The sequence below is a fragment of the Virgibacillus indicus genome, from assembly GCF_002266285.1.
In the GTDB taxonomy this organism is placed as follows: domain Bacteria; phylum Bacillota; class Bacilli; order Bacillales; family Amphibacillaceae; genus Virgibacillus_K; species Virgibacillus_K indicus.
The window spans coordinates 114,816-133,057 of record NZ_NPMS01000006.1 but is presented as its reverse complement, the minus strand read 5'-3'; the positions used below and the strand labels follow the sequence as shown (position 1 = coordinate 133,057).

Here is an 18,242-nt window from a genome sequence, read left to right as displayed (position 1 = left end):
TTCCTGGTTTAATTGCTTCAAAAGAGTTAAGAAAGAGGGAGTCCAAAGGCGCCCCCTCCTGCTGGTCAATTTACCGCTGCAACCGCACTGATTTCTACGTTAACGCCAAGTAATTGACTCCCAACCGTAATTCGCGCTGGTTTTATTTCTACCTCTTTAAAATAAGCCTCATAAACATGGTTGAATTCTGCAACTGTTTCTTCATTTAATTCTGATAGATGGCATGTCATGTAAACAATATCTGATAAACCTGCACCTGCATCAGTAAGAATATTTTTGATATTTTCCAGACTCGCCTCTGTCTGTGCAGCAATCGAATCCCCTACTGAAGCTCCGTTTGGCTGAACACCATCCTGGCCTGAGACAAAGATCAGATTTCCTGCTTTAACTCCCTGAGAATAGGGACCACTTGGCTGTGGTGCATTCAGTGATTGTATAAGCTTTTTCAATATCTACCACTCTCCCTGAATTCATTCCATACCAATCGAAACATACTGTGATTCTACAAAAGCATCGATTCCTTCATGACCGCCTTCTCTGCCGATCCCACTTTCCTTCATGCCGCCAAAAGGAACTTGTGCAGCTGATGGTGCTCCGTCATTCCAGCCAACAATACCAAAATTAAGCTGTTCAATCAGTCGTGTTCCTTTGGCAACATTTTCCGTGAAGACATAGGCCGCCAGCCCATATGGCGTATCGTTTGCAAAAGCAGCTGCTTCCTCAAGTGATTCTATTTTTTGGATTGGTGCTACAGGACCGAATGTTTCCTCTTGCATGACCACCATTGATTGGTCAACATCTTTGATTACTGTTGGCTGATAAAAAACGCCCCTATCTTCCGTAATCGATTTTCCACCAGTTACAACAGAGGCTCCTTTATTGACTGCATCATCCACATGATGATTCACCTTATCCAGACCAGCCTGGTTTATTAACGGTCCGATATCAACCGATTCATTCATTCCATTACCTACTTTTAATTCTTCAACAGCCTTCGAAAATTTTTCCACAAACGCATCGTAGATACCTGACTGTACATAAATTCGATTTGCACAAATACACGTTTGACCAGCATTCCTGAATTTGGAAGCCATTACCCCTTTAACCGCAACGTCAACATTTGCATCATCCAGCACGATTAGCGGAGCATGCCCACCGAGCTCCAGTGACAGTCTTTTTACTTGATCTGCACTTTGGCGGATTAAAATTTTCCCGACCTCAGTTGAACCTGTAAACGTGATTTTACGTACCTTATCATTTTCCATAATCGCTTTGGCAATTTTCGATGAAGATCCGGTTACCAGGTTAATAACACCTTTTGGAAATCCTGCCTGTTCACAGAGCTCCATCAGTTTTACAGCTGTTAAAGGACTTTCACCTGATGGCTTCATAATCACCGTACATCCTGCAGCCAATGCCGGACCCATTTTACGTGTCAGCATTGCTGCCGGGAAATTCCATGGCGTAATTGCTGCTACAACACCTACAGGCTTCTTCCAAACCTGCAAGCGCTTACCTGAGACGTGTGAAGGAATGGTTTCACCGTAAATACGCTTTCCTTCCTCAGCAAACCACTCGATGAATGAAGCGGCATATTTTACTTCACCCCTTGATTCATGGATTGGCTTTCCCATTTCAAGGGTCATAATCTCTGCCAGCTCTTCCGTATTATCAAGCATAAGCTGGTGAAGGCGTTTTAAATAGCCAGCTCTTTCATATGCAGTCAGTTGAGACCATGAATGAAAGGCATTATGTGCAGCTTCAATTGCCTGATTGGCTTCCTTTTCCCCTCCTCTGGGCACTGTTCCAACTGTTTCACCATTTGCCGGATTCACTACATTAATCGTATCAAGGTCGTCACCAACCCATTCACCGTTTATATTCATTAAATAATTCTCCAGTTTCACTTCATTCATTGAACTCCACTCCTATCTGTAAAAACTCCTGCGAAAATCACATTTCATATAGAGCTTTCTTTACGATTGAGCCCCTACCAGAACAGCTTCCATCGCTTCCTCTAAAATATCCAACCCTTCATCCAGCTGCTCATCGGTAATGACAAGCGGCATGAGCAAACGAATCACATTATCATAGACGCCAGCCTTTAGTGCAATCGTTCCACGCTTATGTGCCTCTTGCAGAATTTGGCTGCTTAGTTCTTTTGCCGGTTTTTTTGTTTCGCGGTCTTCAACAAACTCTAACGCACACATCGCGCCAAGCCCTCTATAATCACCAATTACATCAAACCGGTCATACATTTCCTTGAACCTTTCCATTACCCGCTGGCCGATTATTTGAGCTCGCTCATTTATATTTTCTTTTTCCATTATTTCCAGAACAGCAATCCCTGCACGGCAGCCAAGTGGACTTCCGCAATATGTTCCTCCAAGCTCACCTGGGCTTGCATTGTCCATAACCTCTTCTCGTCCGATGACACCACTGATCGGGAGGCCTGCAGACATAGATTTTGAAATGGTAATCAGATCCGGAGCAACCCCATAATGTTCCATAGCAAAATATTTTCCTGTACGACCGAAGCCAGTTTGGATTTCATCTGCAATAAATAGAATACCATTCTGTTTACACAGCTCATATACACCCTGGACAAATGCCTTATCCGGAACAATAAATCCACTTTCACCCTGCACCGGTTCCATAATAAATGCCGCGACGAGACTAGGATCGACTTCACTGATGAAAAAGTCTTCCACCTGTTTCAGAAGAAATGCCGTATACTCCTCCTCGCTCATTGATTCCGGACGACGATAATTGTAAGGGAATGGTGCATGATAAACCTCGGGAGCGAATGGGCCATATTCATATTTATATGGTTTTACCTTTCCGGTTAAGCTCATTCCCATTAACGTGCGTCCATGAAATCCTCCGGAAAAGGAAACAACTGCCTGGCGCCCCGTATATTTTCGGGCAATCTTCACGGCATTTTCCACTGCCTCTGCACCACTGTTTAAAAACATTACTTTCTTCTTAAAATGTCCTGGAGCCAGTTCAGCAACCTTTTCAGCAAATTCAATATATGGATCATACATCATGACATTAAACCCTGTATGAATGTAACGGTCCACCTGATCATGCAGTGCTGCCGTCACTGTATCATGACTATGCCCAACATTAATTGTTCCAATTGCCCCGGCAAAATCGATAAACTGATTGCCGTCCACATCCTTGAGCAATGCACCTTTTGCTGATTCAACAAATGTTGGAATCCCGTAGCCTACTCCCCGAGGTACAATACCATGCCTCCGGTCAAGCAATCCCTTTGCCTTTGGACCAGGCAACTCTGTCTGAACGTTCGCGAATTTTCTGTTCATTTGTTAGACCTCCTCAACTTGATTATTTTCCTGACCTACACCAAGCAGCTTTTCCTCAACGTATTCGATATGGTCTCTGACCGCCCGATTTACTTTTTCTGTGTTTTTGGAAGTAAGTGCCTCGAGTAAATCTCTATGTTCATCATAAAATGATTGATGACTCGAATAGTATTTATCCAAATGGATGAGAAACGTCCGAATCTGCACCTGCAGGGAATCATAAATTTTAATTATCCTTGAGTTGCCGCACAGATTCACTATATAGCTATGAAACTTCATATCCAGATCAAACAGCTCACTCCAATCCTTCTCATCTGCCTTCAGCTTCATTTCCTCCATAAGTGTTTCCAGTTCTTGGAGATGCTCTTTTTTCAGCCGCGAAATCGCTTTTGTAAAAGCTGCTACTTCAATCAAGGTTCTTAGCTCAATGATTTCAGAGACAGCTTCATCAGTAAAATCAGCCACATAGGTACCTTTTCTCGCTTGGCTTACAACCAGCTCCTCTATTTCCAATATTTTTAATGCCTCTCGAATCGTGCTCCGGCTCACATCATAGGTTTCAGCAAGCTCGGTTTCCAGCAGCCGTTCACCAAATTGAATCTCCTTATTCCAAATTCTTCGTTTTATTTGATCCGCAATAAGCTGACTTAAAGGTTTTTGCACGATAATCTGGTTATCATCCATTTGCAGAACATCCTTTCTAAAGTCTCTTTCATCCTCGAATGTTTTATGTCGATTGTCGACATTATTTGATTCCATTATAATCCAGTGATTTTTCATTGTCAATGAATTTTTAAATAATTTTAAATTTTTATATTATATGGTTGACTTCCTTTAAAATCATAGCTAATTTAAGGGTAGATGCATGATGAAAATATGGCTGTTTTTCTATAGACTCTGACATAACTGCTCTGTTGATTTCAACTTCGGACGGATGTTTCGCGGGTTGAACAGATTATCAGGATTTGGGGTACTTCTCTGAGCCCAACAGCTAGAAAATAATAGCCACCGGTCATATAGAGCACTTTTCTAAGCCCAAATAGCCAGAACAGGTAGCTACCGGACACATAGAGACCTTCTCTAAGCCCAAATAGCCAGAATTAAGTAGCTACCGGGCACATAGAGGATATTTCGGTGGGATGGCAGATATGATGATGGAAGTAAGGTTATATTTCCTGAGCGGCCGATGGGATTATCATCGCTGATTTTATTTCGCAGTTTCTTTCTACTGCTTGCTAAACAGATTTTTCATGTAAAAACATCTTTCTTTTAGAAAACAATCATAAATAGTGACGGGAGGATTTCTGGATGAAAAAGATTATTGCATATAACCGGGTGGAAGCGCCTGTTTTAAAGGAATTGCAAAAGAAATACGATGTTCATTTTTTTAAAAACATCGATACAGGATCAGATCCTGAATTCCTGAAACAGCTGCATGAGACGGAAGGAATTATCGGTTTGGAATTGCCGGTTGACCAGGAGCTTCTGGATCGTGCTCCAAATTTAAAAATAGTCAGCAATGTTTCTGTTGGCCACAATAATCTCGATATCAGGGAATTGAGCAAGCGGGGCATTATGGCAACAAACACACCTGATGTACTCACAGACACTGTTGCAGATACAGTATTTGGGCTCCTCATATCAACTGCAAGAAGAATTCCGGAATTGGATCAGTTTGTTAAAAATGGAGAATGGATAACCGAAGCTGTTGAGCCAGAGCATTTTGGCACAGATGTGCATCATAAAACATTAGGAATTATTGGAATGGGCAGAATTGGGAAGGCTATTGCAAAACGAGCTCATTTTGGTTTTGATATGAATATTTTATACCACAGCCGATCCCGGAAACCGGATGCGGAGGAGGAATTTTCTGCAGTCTACTGCAAGCTTGATGAACTGCTAAAACAGTCAGACTTTGTTTGCCTGATTACACCATTAACTCCAGAAACGGAAGGTCTTATAGGAAAACAGGAATTTCAGCTCATGAAAAAATCGGCAATATTTATAAATGGATCTCGTGGAAAAACAATCATTGAGCAGGATTTAATCAATGCACTGCAGCGCGGGGAAATAGCAGCTGCGGGACTCGATGTCTTCGAAAATGAGCCAGTTGAGCCAGATAATCCGCTGCTGAAAATGAAAAATGTTGTGACAACACCACATATTGGATCATCCACCCATGAAACCGAATTAAAAATGTCTCAATTGGCTGCAAGGAATCTTGATGCAGGCCTGTCCGGAGAAAAGCCACCTAATTTAATTGATGAAAGCGTTTGGGAATAAAAAGAATAGCCAGAGAAAATGATCTCTCTGGCTATTTCTTTATCTTCTGAATCTGCGCAGAAAGCTTTCAAGCCTTTTGTTTTCTGAATTACCGAATACCTCCTCAGGGGAGCCCTGTTCTGCGATAACTCCCCCATCCAAAAACAGCACTCGATCCGCAATATCTCTGGCAAATTCCATTTCATGTGTCACTAAAACCATCGCCATTCTGCCTTCATGCGCAATATCCCGGATTACCTCAAGCACCTCTTCCACAAGCTCAGGATCCAGGGCAGAGGTTACCTCATCAAAGAGCATAATCTTAGGACGCATCACCAATGCGCGCGCCATCGCTACACGCTGTTTTTGGCCACCAGAAAGCTGACTTGGGTAATTTCCCAGCTTATCCCCGAGTCCCACTTTCTCAAGCATTTCAATTGACCGTTCCTTTGCAGACTTTTTATCTTCTTTTTGTACATGAATTGGTGCAGTCATACAATTTTCCAGAATTGTCATATGCGGAAAAAGATTGAAATGCTGAAATACCATTCCAATATCCCCCCGCACCTGCCGCAGATGTTTTTCATTTGCAGGAACAAGCTGTCCATTTTTCTCCATATGCCATAGATTTTTTCCATCTACAATAATTTCTCCGGAAGTGGGCTCTTCCAACGTCATGAGCATGCGGATAATTGTTGTTTTCCCAGAACCGCTTGGACCGATCACCGCAACCTTTTCTGCTTGTTTTAAATCCAAATTAATGCCCTTTAGCACCTCGACAGCACCAAATGATTTATGAACATTTTCATATCTGACAATTGGCTCCCCCATCACATCACTGCTCCTTTACTGTTTTTCACAATTGCTTTCTTATCAAAACGGCGATTCATTTTCTTTTCCAGCTTATTGATCAAAATTGCAGACGGATAGCTTAGGATAAGGAATAATATCGCAACAATGGTTAAAGGCTCAAGATATGCCCAGTGCTGAGCACCATAGCTGTTTGCCATATGCAAAATACCTACAACACCAATCGTTGATGCCAGGGGAACTTCTTTAAACATGATGATTAAATAATTCCCGAGCATCGGAATTGCAGGGGGAATCGCCTGTGGCAGAATAATTTTAGTCCACTTTTGCCGGATGGAAAAGTTTAATGCAGTTGATGCCTCCCACTGCCCTTTATCCACACCTTCAATCCCCGAACGATAGACTTCTCCAATATATGTGCTGAAATGGATTCCCAGTCCGAGAACTGCACTGGTAAACGGATCCAGCGCCATACCGATAACCGGCACCATAGGCCATGCATAAAATATAAAAAATAGCTGAACAAGTGGTGGCGTAGAGCGAATAAATTCCATGATCCAAGTGATGATCCAATTAAGAGATTTTACTGGTATTCTTCGTAAGAATATCCACAAAAAACCAAAAATTAATGCAAACAAATAACATGCAAATGTTAAACCAATCGTTATGCCGATTCCCTCGAGAACCATCGGCAATGCGTCAAAAAACGTGTCCCAATTCCAATTTCCATTCACCCGCTAGCCACCCCTTTCTTGGATATCCCTTCCATTTTGCGTGTTAAGAAAATTAATGGAAGTGCAAGAATGAAGTAGAAAATCAAAACTAATAAGTATACGGTTGGTGCCTGTGAAAGATTTGAACTTCTCAGGATATCTCCATAGTATAAGATATCTGTCATGCCAATTAACGATACGAGTGAGGTTGCTTTAAGCATTTGAATAAGATAATTTCCGAATTCCGGGAGCATCATCCGTACCGCCTGGGGAAATATAACAAGTCTCATTCGCTGAAAACTGGACATGTTTAGTGCAGTCGCAGCTTCTGTTTGGCCTTTTGCAACAGACAAAATAGAACCACGGACAATTTCAGACATATAGGCACCGTAGTTTAGCGATATTGCTAATACACCTGCCCAGAAGTCACTGCCGAGATCAAAACCAAATAGAATCGGGAGAGCATAATACAGCCAGAAAAGCTGGACAATTAATGAGGTTCCGCGAAAAACCTCAACATATAAGCCGGTTAATTTACGAAGGATAATATTATTGGAAAGCCTGCAAAACCCGGCAATAAATGCCGTCAGATAACCACAAACGATCGATGCAATAAGGACAGTAATCGTAATATTAATTCCCTGCATGAGTACAGGAAAAATTTCACTGAACGCGCTAATAGAAATCACTCCTTTATATCTTAATCACCAAAGGGCCCGCCTCCCTGGGCGAGGGAGCCGGACCCTTTGGAGTTTATCAAGCAATAAAGTTATAGAGTCTTAGATATTATACTTCTCCGTTACATACCATCTCTGCTGTAATATCGGATTCTACCATATTCATTTCTTCGCTGAATCCATTTTTCTCCAGAAGCTCCGCAACAGTGCCATCTTCTTTTAATTCAGCCAGCTTTTCATTGTAAGCTTCACGAAGATCATCATTATCCAGATGGAATGCAGCTGCACCATAGCTTGGTACACCTTCTACATCCGGCTGTTCAAATGATTCAACAAATTCAAGCTGGTCTGAACCTGCAGACTCCAATGCCATTTTAATTGTCATTTCTGTTCCTGTTGTTGCATCAGCTCTTCCAGATTCAACTGCTGAGAATGTTGCAGGAATATCTGGAGCACTTTGAATTTGGCTTGGATCTACTCCTTCAGTTTTAAGAAATTCATTTTCTGTTGCACCGGCCATAACGGAAACCGTTACATCTGGATTGTCAGCAATATCTTTGTAGCTTTCCAGTCCAAGCGGATTTCCTTTTTGCACGATTAGCCCTTCCCCGTATTTCATTTCAGGTTCACCGAATGCTGCGTTTTCACAGCGGTCTGGATTAATTGCCATTCCTGCTGTAATAACATCAAACTTACCTGCTTTCAGTCCAGGTATAAGCTGTCCGAAATCTGAAAGCTGGGATTCCATATCATCGATTCCAAGCTCGGCAAAAACTGCTTGCGCAATATCAACTGCTGCCCCTTTCAGTTCCCCGTCTTCCTGATAGGCATACGGTTTTTCATTGGCAAAACCAACAGTAACTGTACCAGCTTCCTGCAATTCTGCCAATAATCCTCCAGATGACTCACCACTGTCGCCCCCTTCACTACTTGCAGCCTCATCATCTGAACTGCCACATGCAGCCAGTGTAATAAAGGCCAGAAACAATACAGCTGTAAGTAATTTTTTCACCACTATATGACTTCCTTTATATTTTTTCAAAAAGCTGCCATTTATCATGCTTGTATCTCTTTTGACAGCCTTTGAATTAGAATTTTTAAATGACAACCTGAAACGTTAGGATAATATGTATCCAGGAAGGGAATTTCCTCCCCCTCCCTTTTATAAACGTATACGTTAAGCCAATCGAATATTAGGTTTAATCATTAGCTCACGTGGAAAATCTGCAAATACTTCACAGCCTTTTTCTGTAACACGGAAGGACTCACTTATCTCAACACCCATATTTTCCATCCAAATTCCAGGGATTAAATGAAATGTCATATTCGGCTGCAATACTGTTCGATCGCCTGGTCTGAGACTCGCAGTATGCTCTCCCCAGTCAGGAGGATAATTGAGACCCATGGAATATCCCATGCGCGATTCCTTTTTGATGCCATTTCTTTCAATAACCCTGCGCCAGACCATCTCAAGCTCTTCACAGGTGATGCCTGGCTTAACTGCGTCAAGTGTTGTATTGATTCCTTCGATTACAACATCAGATACATACTGCATCTGCTCGGTTGGCATCCCTATAACAGCAGTTCTGGCAAGTGGTGAATGATAACGTTTATAACACCCTGCTAATTCAATAATTACAGGGTCCCCCTGGTTAAAATGGTCATCGGTCCAGGTTAAATGGCATGCAGAGGTCTTATCACCTGTTGGCAGCAATGGAACAATCGCCGGATAATCACCGCCAAATTCCTCTGTTCCGCTAATTTGGGCATGCGCCACCGCTGCTACCACGTCACATTGCCTGACTCCTGCATCAATCGTCTCAAAAGCCACCTGCATGGCATTTTCTGCAATCTTTGAAGCTTGCTTTATATAGGCTATTTCCTGATCTGATTTGATAATTCGCACCCAATTCACCATGTTAGTCCCATCAACAAAAGTCGCATTTGGAAGTCCATGGACTAATCGCATATAACACATGGCCGTGAAGTAATATGCATCAAGCTCCACTGCAATGGTTTTATTATCCTTCTTTTTTTCTTTGAGCAAATCACACACAAAGTCCATCGGATGCCTGACCGTTGATTGAACATAATGATCCGCATATGGAATGATATGATCTGCGTCAAGCCATGTCGTGTGCATGGCTGCACTTGCATCCTGTCCCCTGCCAATCCATATCGGCTGATCCTCATCTATCGTCACCATAAGCACCTGGTGAACGTAGAATGACCATGCATCATATCCGGTTAAATAATTCATATTAGCTGGATCTGTTACCAGCAATACATCAATACCTGCATCTGCCATCCGCTGCTTTGTTTTTGTCAGCCTCTCATGAAACTCAGTAATAGGAAAAGTTAACAACACTATCTCTCCTCTCGTACACTTTTCTTTTTGTAAGGGTTTTCATTGATGTGCAAAAATAGTGTTTTTGAATTGACTGTATTTACTGGTGCTATGTATAAGCATGGTGTGGTTAGAAGGATATCAAGATGAATGAAGTTATTCTTTCATCTAATATAGCTGTGATTTATTGTATTGCTTTATTGCAGTAAATAGAAGAATTTCCAAGTTCTGTCGATTGTCGACATTATCTTAATTCTATTATAATTCATTGTTTTTTCGGTTGTCAATGATTATTTTAATTATTTTAAATTTTATATTATTTACATACTGGGCAGTGTCTGTAAACAAATAAAAAAGCACACTCTCGCCATAGAGTGCACTTCTTCATTCTTATTCATTTTTGAACCCAATCACACCGCCACAAATGGTATAACTAATATTCAGCTTATCATCAACTACCAGCAAATCTGCATCTTTACCTGGTGCAATGCTTCCTTTGCGGTTGAAAACTCCAATTTGTTTTGCCGGGTTTATGGAAGCCATCTCGATTACATTTTCCAAGGATACACCTTCCAGCTGAAGCATTTGTTTAACTCCATCTTTCATTTTCAGAATGCTTCCCGCTAATGACCCGCTTTCCAGTAATGCACGATCCTCTGAAACTTTTACAGGCTGCCCGCCAAGTTCATACTCACCAGGCGTCAGACCTTTTGCACGCATGGCGTCGGTTATTAAAATTAACCGCTCACTTCCCATGGCATTATAGATAATCTGGAGCATTTCCTGTTGAATATGGATTCCGTCTGCAATCAGTTCCCCCTTGAGCTCTTTCAATTGAAAACCTGCCCCGACAACTCCTATATCACGATGATGAATCCCGTTCATAGCGTTGCAGATGTGGGTCAGCTGACGGACACCATGAGAAACCGCTACCTTCATTCCTTCAAAATTTGTTCCCGTATGTCCTGCCGACACATTAACACCAGTTTCATATAAATAACGGATAAACGAACCATCTGTATCGTGCTCTGGTGCCATGGTAATTGTTTTAATTTTCCCGGCTGCCAGAAGCTGCCACTTTTTGAACTGTTCAATATCTGGTTCCATTATATATTCAAGCGGCTGTGCCCCTTTTTTACTCTTCTCAATAAACGGCCCTTCGAGATGTATCCCGAGTATTTCAGCCTGCCCTGGTTTATTTTTAAAGTTTGCTGCATTCACTAGGGCATTTTCGATATTTTCAGGTGATTGCGTAATTGTAGTAGCAAGAAAACTGGTTGTACCTTCTGCAGGAAGCAGATCTGCCATTGTGTTCAGGGCTTTTTCTGTTGCATCCATTGTATCGGCTCCATGCGCACCATGGATATGGCCGTCGATAAAGCCTGGGATAACCGATAAATCAGTTCCATCAATTATTTTAGTTCCTTCCGGGAGCCTGTCCGGTTCTTTTTGAGATATAGATGTTATTTTACGATTTTCAAGCAGTATATACGCTTCATCTTTCATATTTTCCTCTGTATATATCTTTGCATTTTTTATTAAAATTGGTTCAATTTCTTCCATTAATCCCCCGTCCTTTCAGATAGCTTTACTATATCGCTTCGCATTTTTGATGTCAATTCACGTTAATAGAACAGACTGGAAATGCTTCTGTTACAAGGGTAATGGACAACTGTTTGCCTACCAGTGCATACAAAAAGCCTGTATTCAATTTTAGAATACAGGCTTTTTGTTATCTGCGGTTGTTTCTGTTATTTCTGTTATTCCTATTGTTATTATTGTTGTTGTCGTTATTGTTATTATTGTTATCAAAATCTATATCGTTAAATTCATTTTCATTGGCGAATTCAACGTTGTTCACATCCTGATTTTCCTGATTTTGATTGTTGTTATCATTTCTGTTCCTGCGGTTGTTGCGGTTATCGTTGTTATTCATGACTGACCCTCCTTTTTTAGTATAAAGTCAAATACAAAAGATACTTTGCCCCCGTTGTAATATAAAATACATCATTTTTATATTTCTTATTGGATAGAGTTTAAAGCCTTAAAAAAGGAGGGTCTCACATTCCGTTAAGAACGGATAAAATGTATGATGAAGCTTATACTAAAACAAAGCCATGACAGGAGGCAGAGCATGTACAAAGACATATTACGTCATAAAGACCATCGGGAATATCAGCTTCCACAAGGCCCCTGGATAATGATGCAAAAGTGGGAGCATTTGCTTTTTATGCATTTTCCTGTCAAGGAAGATCTTATAGAAAGACATCTGCCTCCAGAACTGGAACTGGACACGTATGATGGGAATGCCTGGATAAGCATCATCCCATTTAAAGTACGTGCAATGAGAATGAGAAAAATGCCGCAACTTCCTTATTTCGGCTATTTTTTAGAATTAAATGTACGCACATATGTTAAAAAGGACGGAATAGCAGGTGTGTATTTTTTTAGTCTTGATGCCAGCAAGCTTCATGCAGCTGCCGGTGGAAGAATAGCGACACTGCCTTATTACTATGCAAAAATGAATTTGAAAAAAAAGCAGGATGAAATTATCTTTTCCAGTATGCGAAAAGGAAAAAGTGAGGTTGGCTTCATGGCCAATTATCATCCAGTTGGAGATACCTACCATCCGGATAAAGGAAGTCTTGATTATTGGCTGATGGAGCGTTATTTTCTATATTCCTATCGTAATGGTACATTATTCAGAGGAGATATTCATCATAAAAAATGGGAGGTGCAGAGAGCTGAAGCAAATGTGAAAAAACAAACAATGACGCCTTTTCTGGGGGGAAATTCATATACCGCAAAGCCTATGCTCCATTATGTGCAGTCAAAACAAGCCTTATTTTGGATGATAAAGCGGAACTTCTAAGAACTTTTTCATTTAAAAACCAGCATGAAACTTTCCATGCTGGTATCAGCTACTAATCAGCTGCAAATATAATCCCATTTTCTTTTCTCACTTTTTCTGTAATCTCCAGTACCTCCGCACTTATTTTTCGCAGCACATCGTATTTCTCTTTATCATTTTTCTCGATGATCCGAACAAACTCCTGAATTTCATAAAACATATCCAGCTTATCCTGGCTTTCCCCAACCTCAATTTCCTCTAAGGAATGAATGTTCTTCTGTACTACTTTTGAAAAAGATCCCATGCTATCTATCATGAAGGTTCCGGTTTCGCCATGTATTTCAGATGGATTATAGGAAGTAGTTATTTTTGAACATAAAATCGTGCACGTAAAACTCGGGTAACGCAATACAAGCGTTCCACTTCCGTCAACACCAGTATCAATAATCACAGGGGAATATGCCGCTTGTTCCGGTTTTCCGAATAATGCAATGGCGGCTGCAAGCGGGTAGACACCTAAATCCACCAGTACCCCACCCGAAAAGTTCAAGGAAAAAATATTGGGCTCCTCTCCTTTTATTACATTATTATAGCGGGAGGAATATTTAGAATAATTCAGTACTGCACTTCGCAGTTTTCCAGCATGATGAAGATTTTCCTTTAATGCTTGGAATTTTGGCATGTGTATATTTCGCATTGCTTCAAATAGGAAAACATCATTTTCCTCTGCAATTTGATATGCTTTTTTCATTTCCTTGCGATTTGAAAACATAGGCTTTTCACAAATGACATGCTTATTATGCTTAAGAAATAGCATAACCTGTTCAAAATGAAGAGAATTTGGAGAAGCAATATAAACACAATCAATGGAATCACTTGTTGCCATTTCTCGAAGATTTGTGAAATAACCTGCTGCACCATGTTTTTCTGCAAATTCTTTTGCTTTTTGTTCCGAACGCGAATAAACTGCCTGCAGTTTAAGTGAGCCCTGCTCTTTTGCAGCTTCAATAAAGTCACTGGTAATCCAGCTTGTTCCTATTGTGCCAAGATTCATAAAGCACCTTCCTTTTTTACACTAAAGATTCATAATCTCTTTCATCATAGCAGCTGTTTCATGGGGGTTTTCGGATTTGGTAATTGCACTTCCAACAATTACGGTATCAGGTTTTTCCTTAATTATTTCAGGCAATGTATTCAAATTAATACCACCTGCAACTGTAACCTGAAAGTTGAAGCCTTTCACAAGCGAAAACAGCTCTGTATTAAATACACCCTTTTGCTGCTTGTCTTTACCAACATGCAGGCTGACAAGATCCACGCCTAACTCATGGAGTTGCTCCATCCGTTCTCTCGAAGATACTTCCAGTAAATCAATCATCACTTGTTTGCCAGTCTGCCCTGCCACCTGCAATGTATCTTTAATTGTCAGATCTGAAGAAAATGCCATAACTGTTGTAATATCTGCACCTGCTCCGAATGCCTGTAATGCCTCATGTTTCCCCGCATCACATGTTTTCATATCAGCAACAATCTTTTTATCAGGATACAGCTTTCTTAATTCCCTGACAATAGACATGCCATATTCCTTAATCACACCAGTGCCTACTTCAATCAAATCAATAAACTCTTCTGTTTCCTGCACTAAATGAAGGCATTCATTCCATGTTAAACGATCAAGTGCAAGCTGTAATTTCATCATCCCACCTCATCTCCAGTAATAGACCAAATCGAACTGAACATCTAAATTAGGGCTAAGGCTATCTCTCAATACGCTCAATTTCACCAAGCCGGCCCTGTACATCCTCATAATACGGCAGCCCTTCATTATCACCTTTTACTCCTACAACCATGGAACCAATGGTATTAGCAAAATTCATTGTTTTTTCCAGTGGCCAGCCTTTAGTAATGCCATACAATACACCTGCATTGAATCCATCACCAGCACCAACCGTGTCTACAACCTTTGCGGCTTTTACAGAAGCGGCTTCGATCATTTCGCCATTATGATAACCTACGGATCCCTTCTCTCCTTGTTTTATAGCAATATAGGAAATTCCAAGATCTTTTACTTTTTCAATGATAGCTTTCGGATCGCTTTCGCCAATAATAATATCCATTTCTTCATCCCCTGCCAGCAGAATATCAACATCCGGCAAAATTCTGGATAAAGCTGCACGTGCTTCGTCTTTTGTCCACATCCGCAGTCTGATATTTGGATCAAAGGAAATTTTCAAACCATGTTTTTTTGCCAGCGCTATCGCCTGATCCACAATGGCAATGTTCCCAGGAGCAATAGCAGGATAAATTCCGGTTAAATGCAATATTTTTGCTTCTTTAAAATACTTCTCATTCAAATCATCTGCTGTCAATGTAAGTGTCGGAGATTTATCACGGTAATAAAATGTCCGGACACTGCCATCTTCCATGATTTCTTTGAAGTTAAGGGATGTTGGATATCCATCAACTAGTTCAACCTGTGATACATCAATTCCTTCCCCTCGAGTAAAGGTTTGAATATACCTGCCGAACTCATCATTTCCGAGCCTTGAAATCCAGCCTGCTTTCAGTCCGAGTCTTGCACATCCAATAGCCAGATTCAGCTCCGCACCACCTATTTTCTTTTCAAATGTGTTAACAAATTTCATCGGACCTGTAGATCCCGGATTAAAGGTGACCATTGCTTCACCTATCGTAATTACATCATACATTTTTTTACCCCCAACTTCGAACAGTTATGCCTATTTTGTTAGAAACCTCTATTTTGTTAAAATTTCAATTCCATCCTGTTTGGCTATTATAATTTGATCGGCCATATTGATAAATAAACCTGTTTCAACTACCCCGGTTAGCAGCTTTAATGATGCATGCAGTTCTGCAGGCTTTTGTATCCCGGGGAATTTACAATCTAAAATATAATTGTCATTATTTGTTACGAAGATCTCTCCATCCAGATGCCTCAACTTAGGTTTCCCACCTAAGTTTGATATATTTTCTGCAGTTAATTCCCAGCCAAATGGTGTGACCTCGATTGGTAAAGGAAATTCGCCAAGACGTGTAACAATTTTAGTCTCATCAACTATGATTATCAGCTGTTCTGCCTCACCATCTACAATTTTCTCCCTTACAAGCGAGCCGCCACCACCTTTTAGCAGCTGCAAGTCACTATCCACTTCATCCGCACCATCAATTGCTATGTCAATTTTATCCACAGATGAGAAGTCAGTTAAGGGAATCCCACATTCGGCTGCGAGACGCTCTGACTTGAATGAAGAAGGAATTCCTTTAATGTTCAATCCTTCTTGAACACGTTCTCCTAACCTTTTTATCATCCAGTTGGCTGTTGACCCGGAACCCAGGCCAACAACCATCCCTTCCTTTACAAAATTCGCTGCATGCTCAGCAACTGCTTTTTTACTTCTTTCCATTGGATCCATATAATAATCAAACTCCTTCTATACTAATTAAAACAATGATGGATTAATCATTTTCGGCAGATAAAAGGCGATATCTGGGAAGAACGCAATGAACAATAATACGATCAAAATAATCGCTATATATGGAATGACCGTAACAAATGATCTTTCAATGGATAGATTCCCTATTTTAGCCGCAAGCAATAGACATAATCCATATGGCGGTGTTACAAGTCCAATTGCCAATGTAATAACAACAATTAACCCTAGATGTACCGGTTCAATACCAAATTCAAGAGCAGTTGGCAGGATAATCGGCACAAAAAGAATCATTGCAGGAATCGCATCCATAAATGTACCTACGAACAGGAAGAATGCAATGATGATTAGTATAAACAACCATTCTGCCCCAACATTATTGGTAAAGAATTCCTGTGCCATTGCTCCAAGCTGATAGTAACTCATCAATTCACCCAGTGCACTTGCAGCAGCAAGGGCAAATAGCGATAGCGAGCTTAATGCCAATGTATCCACCAATATTTTTGGCAAATCTTCCAATTTTAATGTTTTATAATAAAACATGCTGATCAATAACGTATAAAGCGAAGCTACGGCAGCTGCCTCTGTTGCTGTGAAGAAACCAGAAATTATCCCCCCAATAATAATAACAACAGTAAGCAATGCTGGGATTGTCTCCATCAGCAGCTTCAGAAATTTGGAGAATTCCGTTCTGGCAGTTCTTGGATAATTTCGTTTCACTGCCAGAATATAAATGAAAATCATCATACCAAGTCCAATTAAAATACCTGGTACGATTCCACCCAGGAACAACGCTCCAATCGAAGCATTTGTTAAACCAGCGAAAATAATCATTGGAATACTTGGAGGAATTACAACACCAACCGTGGAAGATGCTGCTGTCACCCCAACAGCCGTTTCCTTATCATACCCCTGCTTCACCATATTTGGAATTAATATTTTCCCAACACCCGCTGTATCGGCCTGTGATGCACCAGATACACCGGCAAACATCATAGAAACAAGAACGTTGGTATGTGCCAGGCCACCTCGGATGGGTCCGACAATTGCCATAGCAAGATCAATTAACTTAACTGATATTTTACCTGAGTTCATTAGATTGGCGGCTAGAATGAATAATGGTACAGCCAGCAGTACAAAGGAGTCAAGTCCATTTACAAAACTCATCGGCACAGTTGCTTCAGGTGTATAGGGAATGCTGAAAATGCCAATTAAAGCTACGATGCCAATAACAAATGCTATGGGTACTCCAATTAACATTAAAACTATGAAAAGACCAATCAGTAATAATCCCATTATTCATTTACCTCCCTTACTTTCAATAGTTTAATATTTTCCATCAAATGGGAAAGTGAATAAATGATCATACTTCCAGCCATTATAGGAATCGAAATCCACACATATCCCATTTTCATCTCTGGGATGGATGCCCAGGTGTAGTTCCAAAATTCTGTTACAACCTGCATTCCATACAAGAAGATAAAAATATTGAATAAAATTAATACACTGTCATTAAAAATTGTCAATGATGCCTTCTTTTTATTTTGTAATTTTCTTTGAAATAAATCAAAATTAAAGTGTTCCCTGCGGTTCACCATAACCGCAGCTCCCATAAAGATTGCCCATATGAACGAATAATTTGCCACTTCCTCCGTCCAGATTACCGCGATACCTAAATATCTTGTTATAATTTGAATGATAATAACTGTAAAGAAAACAACTAAAAACAAAACACCAAGTGTTAACTGGATCTTTTCCAGTATTCCAATAAAACGTTTCACAGGTAAAACCTCCTCTTTTC

General features: G+C 40.6%; 19 protein-coding genes. 2 read left to right on the top strand and 17 right to left on the bottom strand.

The features are described from left to right. Positions 1-65: 65 nt before the first annotated feature. From CIL03_RS13345 to CIL03_RS13330, 4 genes are read right to left on the bottom strand one after another with little or no spacing between them, the layout of a single operon-like run. Positions 66-449, bottom strand: a complete 384-nt coding sequence (locus CIL03_RS13345; RefSeq protein ID WP_094886364.1) for a RidA family protein — start codon at positions 447-449, stop codon at positions 66-68. A 21-nt stretch (positions 450-470) separates the two neighbouring features. Further along, positions 471-1,916: an NAD-dependent succinate-semialdehyde dehydrogenase gene (locus CIL03_RS13340; RefSeq protein WP_165767962.1), complete on the bottom strand. Its 1,446-nt coding sequence runs from the start codon at positions 1,914-1,916 to the stop codon at positions 471-473. Between the two features lie 60 nt (positions 1,917-1,976). Next, a complete protein-coding gene (gabT, locus tag CIL03_RS13335) occupies positions 1,977-3,329 on the bottom strand; it encodes a 4-aminobutyrate--2-oxoglutarate transaminase (RefSeq protein WP_094886363.1) in 1,353 nt (450 codons plus the stop codon). 3 nt (positions 3,330-3,332) lie between these two features. Beyond that, a complete protein-coding gene (locus CIL03_RS13330; RefSeq protein WP_094886362.1) occupies positions 3,333-4,013 on the bottom strand; it encodes a GntR family transcriptional regulator in 681 nt (226 codons plus the stop codon). Between the two features lie 624 nt (positions 4,014-4,637). Between CIL03_RS13330 and CIL03_RS13325 the strand changes: the two genes are divergently transcribed. Then, positions 4,638-5,612, top strand: a complete 975-nt coding sequence (locus tag CIL03_RS13325; RefSeq protein WP_094886361.1) for a 2-hydroxyacid dehydrogenase — start codon at positions 4,638-4,640, stop codon at positions 5,610-5,612. Positions 5,613-5,651: 39 nt separating this feature from the next. On the opposite strand, the gene ehuA is transcribed toward CIL03_RS13325, so the two are convergent. From ehuA to CIL03_RS13290, 7 genes are all read right to left on the bottom strand, one after another. Next, on the bottom strand, positions 5,652-6,422 hold the full coding sequence (gene ehuA, locus CIL03_RS13320; RefSeq protein WP_094886360.1) for an ectoine/hydroxyectoine ABC transporter ATP-binding protein EhuA: 771 nt from the start codon (positions 6,420-6,422) through the stop codon (positions 5,652-5,654). Continuing rightward, complete coding sequence (gene ehuD, locus CIL03_RS13315; protein ID WP_094886359.1) at positions 6,422-7,135, bottom strand: ectoine/hydroxyectoine ABC transporter permease subunit EhuD; 714 nt, start codon at positions 7,133-7,135, stop codon at positions 6,422-6,424. Before ehuD ends, ehuA begins: the two co-directional genes overlap by 1 nt. Next, entirely contained in the window at positions 7,132-7,794 is a 663-nt protein-coding gene (ehuC, locus tag CIL03_RS13310) for an ectoine/hydroxyectoine ABC transporter permease subunit EhuC (protein ID WP_108721256.1), read from the bottom strand. Before ehuC ends, ehuD begins: the two co-directional genes overlap by 4 nt. 106 nt (positions 7,795-7,900) lie before the next feature. Continuing rightward, positions 7,901-8,806, bottom strand: coding sequence for an ectoine/hydroxyectoine ABC transporter substrate-binding protein EhuB (gene ehuB, locus CIL03_RS13305; RefSeq protein WP_206207702.1), 906 nt, complete (start codon positions 8,804-8,806; stop codon positions 7,901-7,903). Between the two features lie 162 nt (positions 8,807-8,968). Continuing rightward, a complete protein-coding gene (locus CIL03_RS13300) occupies positions 8,969-10,156 on the bottom strand; it encodes a M24 family metallopeptidase (protein WP_094886357.1) in 1,188 nt (395 codons plus the stop codon). A 372-nt stretch (positions 10,157-10,528) separates the two neighbouring features. Then, positions 10,529-11,701, bottom strand: a complete 1,173-nt coding sequence (gene nagA, locus CIL03_RS13295) for an N-acetylglucosamine-6-phosphate deacetylase (RefSeq protein WP_094886356.1) — start codon at positions 11,699-11,701, stop codon at positions 10,529-10,531. A gap of 169 nt (positions 11,702-11,870) precedes the next feature. Next, entirely contained in the window at positions 11,871-12,074 is a 204-nt protein-coding gene (locus CIL03_RS13290) for a hypothetical protein (protein ID WP_094886355.1), read from the bottom strand. Between the two features lie 198 nt (positions 12,075-12,272). On the opposite strand from CIL03_RS13290, the gene CIL03_RS13285 reads away from it, so the two are divergent. Next, positions 12,273-13,010 (top strand): YqjF family protein, encoded by a 738-nt coding sequence (locus CIL03_RS13285; RefSeq protein ID WP_165767961.1) that lies wholly within the window; start codon positions 12,273-12,275, stop codon positions 13,008-13,010. A gap of 52 nt (positions 13,011-13,062) precedes the next feature. Here CIL03_RS13285 and CIL03_RS13280 read toward each other — a convergent pair whose 3' ends face one another. The 6 genes from CIL03_RS13280 to CIL03_RS13255 are packed head-to-tail and all read right to left on the bottom strand — an operon-like array spanning position 13,063 to position 18,222. Beyond that, entirely contained in the window at positions 13,063-14,043 is a 981-nt protein-coding gene (locus tag CIL03_RS13280) for a Gfo/Idh/MocA family protein (RefSeq protein ID WP_094886353.1), read from the bottom strand. Between the two features lie 21 nt (positions 14,044-14,064). Beyond that, a complete protein-coding gene (gene hxlA, locus CIL03_RS13275) occupies positions 14,065-14,688 on the bottom strand; it encodes a 3-hexulose-6-phosphate synthase (RefSeq protein WP_338061890.1) in 624 nt (207 codons plus the stop codon). 58 nt (positions 14,689-14,746) lie between these two features. Further along, positions 14,747-15,697, bottom strand: coding sequence for a sugar kinase (locus tag CIL03_RS13270; RefSeq protein ID WP_094886352.1), 951 nt, complete (start codon positions 15,695-15,697; stop codon positions 14,747-14,749). A gap of 48 nt (positions 15,698-15,745) precedes the next feature. Further along, positions 15,746-16,423 carry a ribose-5-phosphate isomerase RpiA gene (gene rpiA, locus CIL03_RS13265; RefSeq protein ID WP_094886351.1) on the bottom strand — a complete coding sequence of 226 codons (678 nt, stop codon included), beginning with the start codon at positions 16,421-16,423 and terminating at the stop codon, positions 15,746-15,748. Between the two features lie 27 nt (positions 16,424-16,450). Then, positions 16,451-17,737 (bottom strand): TRAP transporter large permease, encoded by a 1,287-nt coding sequence (locus CIL03_RS13260; protein ID WP_094886350.1) that lies wholly within the window; start codon positions 17,735-17,737, stop codon positions 16,451-16,453. Continuing rightward, entirely contained in the window at positions 17,737-18,222 is a 486-nt protein-coding gene (locus tag CIL03_RS13255; protein WP_240508077.1) for a TRAP transporter small permease, read from the bottom strand. The genes CIL03_RS13260 and CIL03_RS13255 overlap by 1 nt, the downstream gene beginning before the upstream one ends. Between the last annotated feature and the right edge of the window lie 20 nt (positions 18,223-18,242).

Bases quoted from the DNA above. Each gene is read 5' to 3' on its own strand.
- CIL03_RS13285 (WP_165767961.1), top strand. From the start codon at position 12,273: ATGTACAAAGACATATTACGTCATAAAGACCATCGGGAATATCAGCTT.
- ehuA (WP_094886360.1), bottom strand. From the start codon at position 6,422: ATGGGGGAGCCAATTGTCAGATATGAAAATGTTCATAAATCATTTGGT.
- CIL03_RS13270 (WP_094886352.1), bottom strand. From the start codon at position 15,697: ATGTATGATGTAATTACGATAGGTGAAGCAATGGTCACCTTTAATCCG.
- CIL03_RS13340 (WP_165767962.1), bottom strand. From the start codon at position 1,916: ATGAATGAAGTGAAACTGGAGAATTATTTAATGAATATAAACGGTGAA.
- CIL03_RS13290 (WP_094886355.1), bottom strand. From the start codon at position 12,074: ATGAATAACAACGATAACCGCAACAACCGCAGGAACAGAAATGATAAC.
- CIL03_RS13260 (WP_094886350.1), bottom strand. From the start codon at position 17,737: ATGGGATTATTACTGATTGGTCTTTTCATAGTTTTAATGTTAATTGGA.
- CIL03_RS13280 (WP_094886353.1), bottom strand. From the start codon at position 14,043: ATGAATCTTGGCACAATAGGAACAAGCTGGATTACCAGTGACTTTATT.
- CIL03_RS13325 (WP_094886361.1), top strand. From the start codon at position 4,638: ATGAAAAAGATTATTGCATATAACCGGGTGGAAGCGCCTGTTTTAAAG.
- gabT (WP_094886363.1), bottom strand. From the start codon at position 3,329: ATGAACAGAAAATTCGCGAACGTTCAGACAGAGTTGCCTGGTCCAAAG.
- rpiA (WP_094886351.1), bottom strand. From the start codon at position 16,423: ATGGATCCAATGGAAAGAAGTAAAAAAGCAGTTGCTGAGCATGCAGCG.
- hxlA (WP_338061890.1), bottom strand. From the start codon at position 14,688: ATGATGAAATTACAGCTTGCACTTGATCGTTTAACATGGAATGAATGC.
- nagA (WP_094886356.1), bottom strand. From the start codon at position 11,701: ATGGAAGAAATTGAACCAATTTTAATAAAAAATGCAAAGATATATACA.
- CIL03_RS13330 (WP_094886362.1), bottom strand. From the start codon at position 4,013: ATGGATGATAACCAGATTATCGTGCAAAAACCTTTAAGTCAGCTTATT.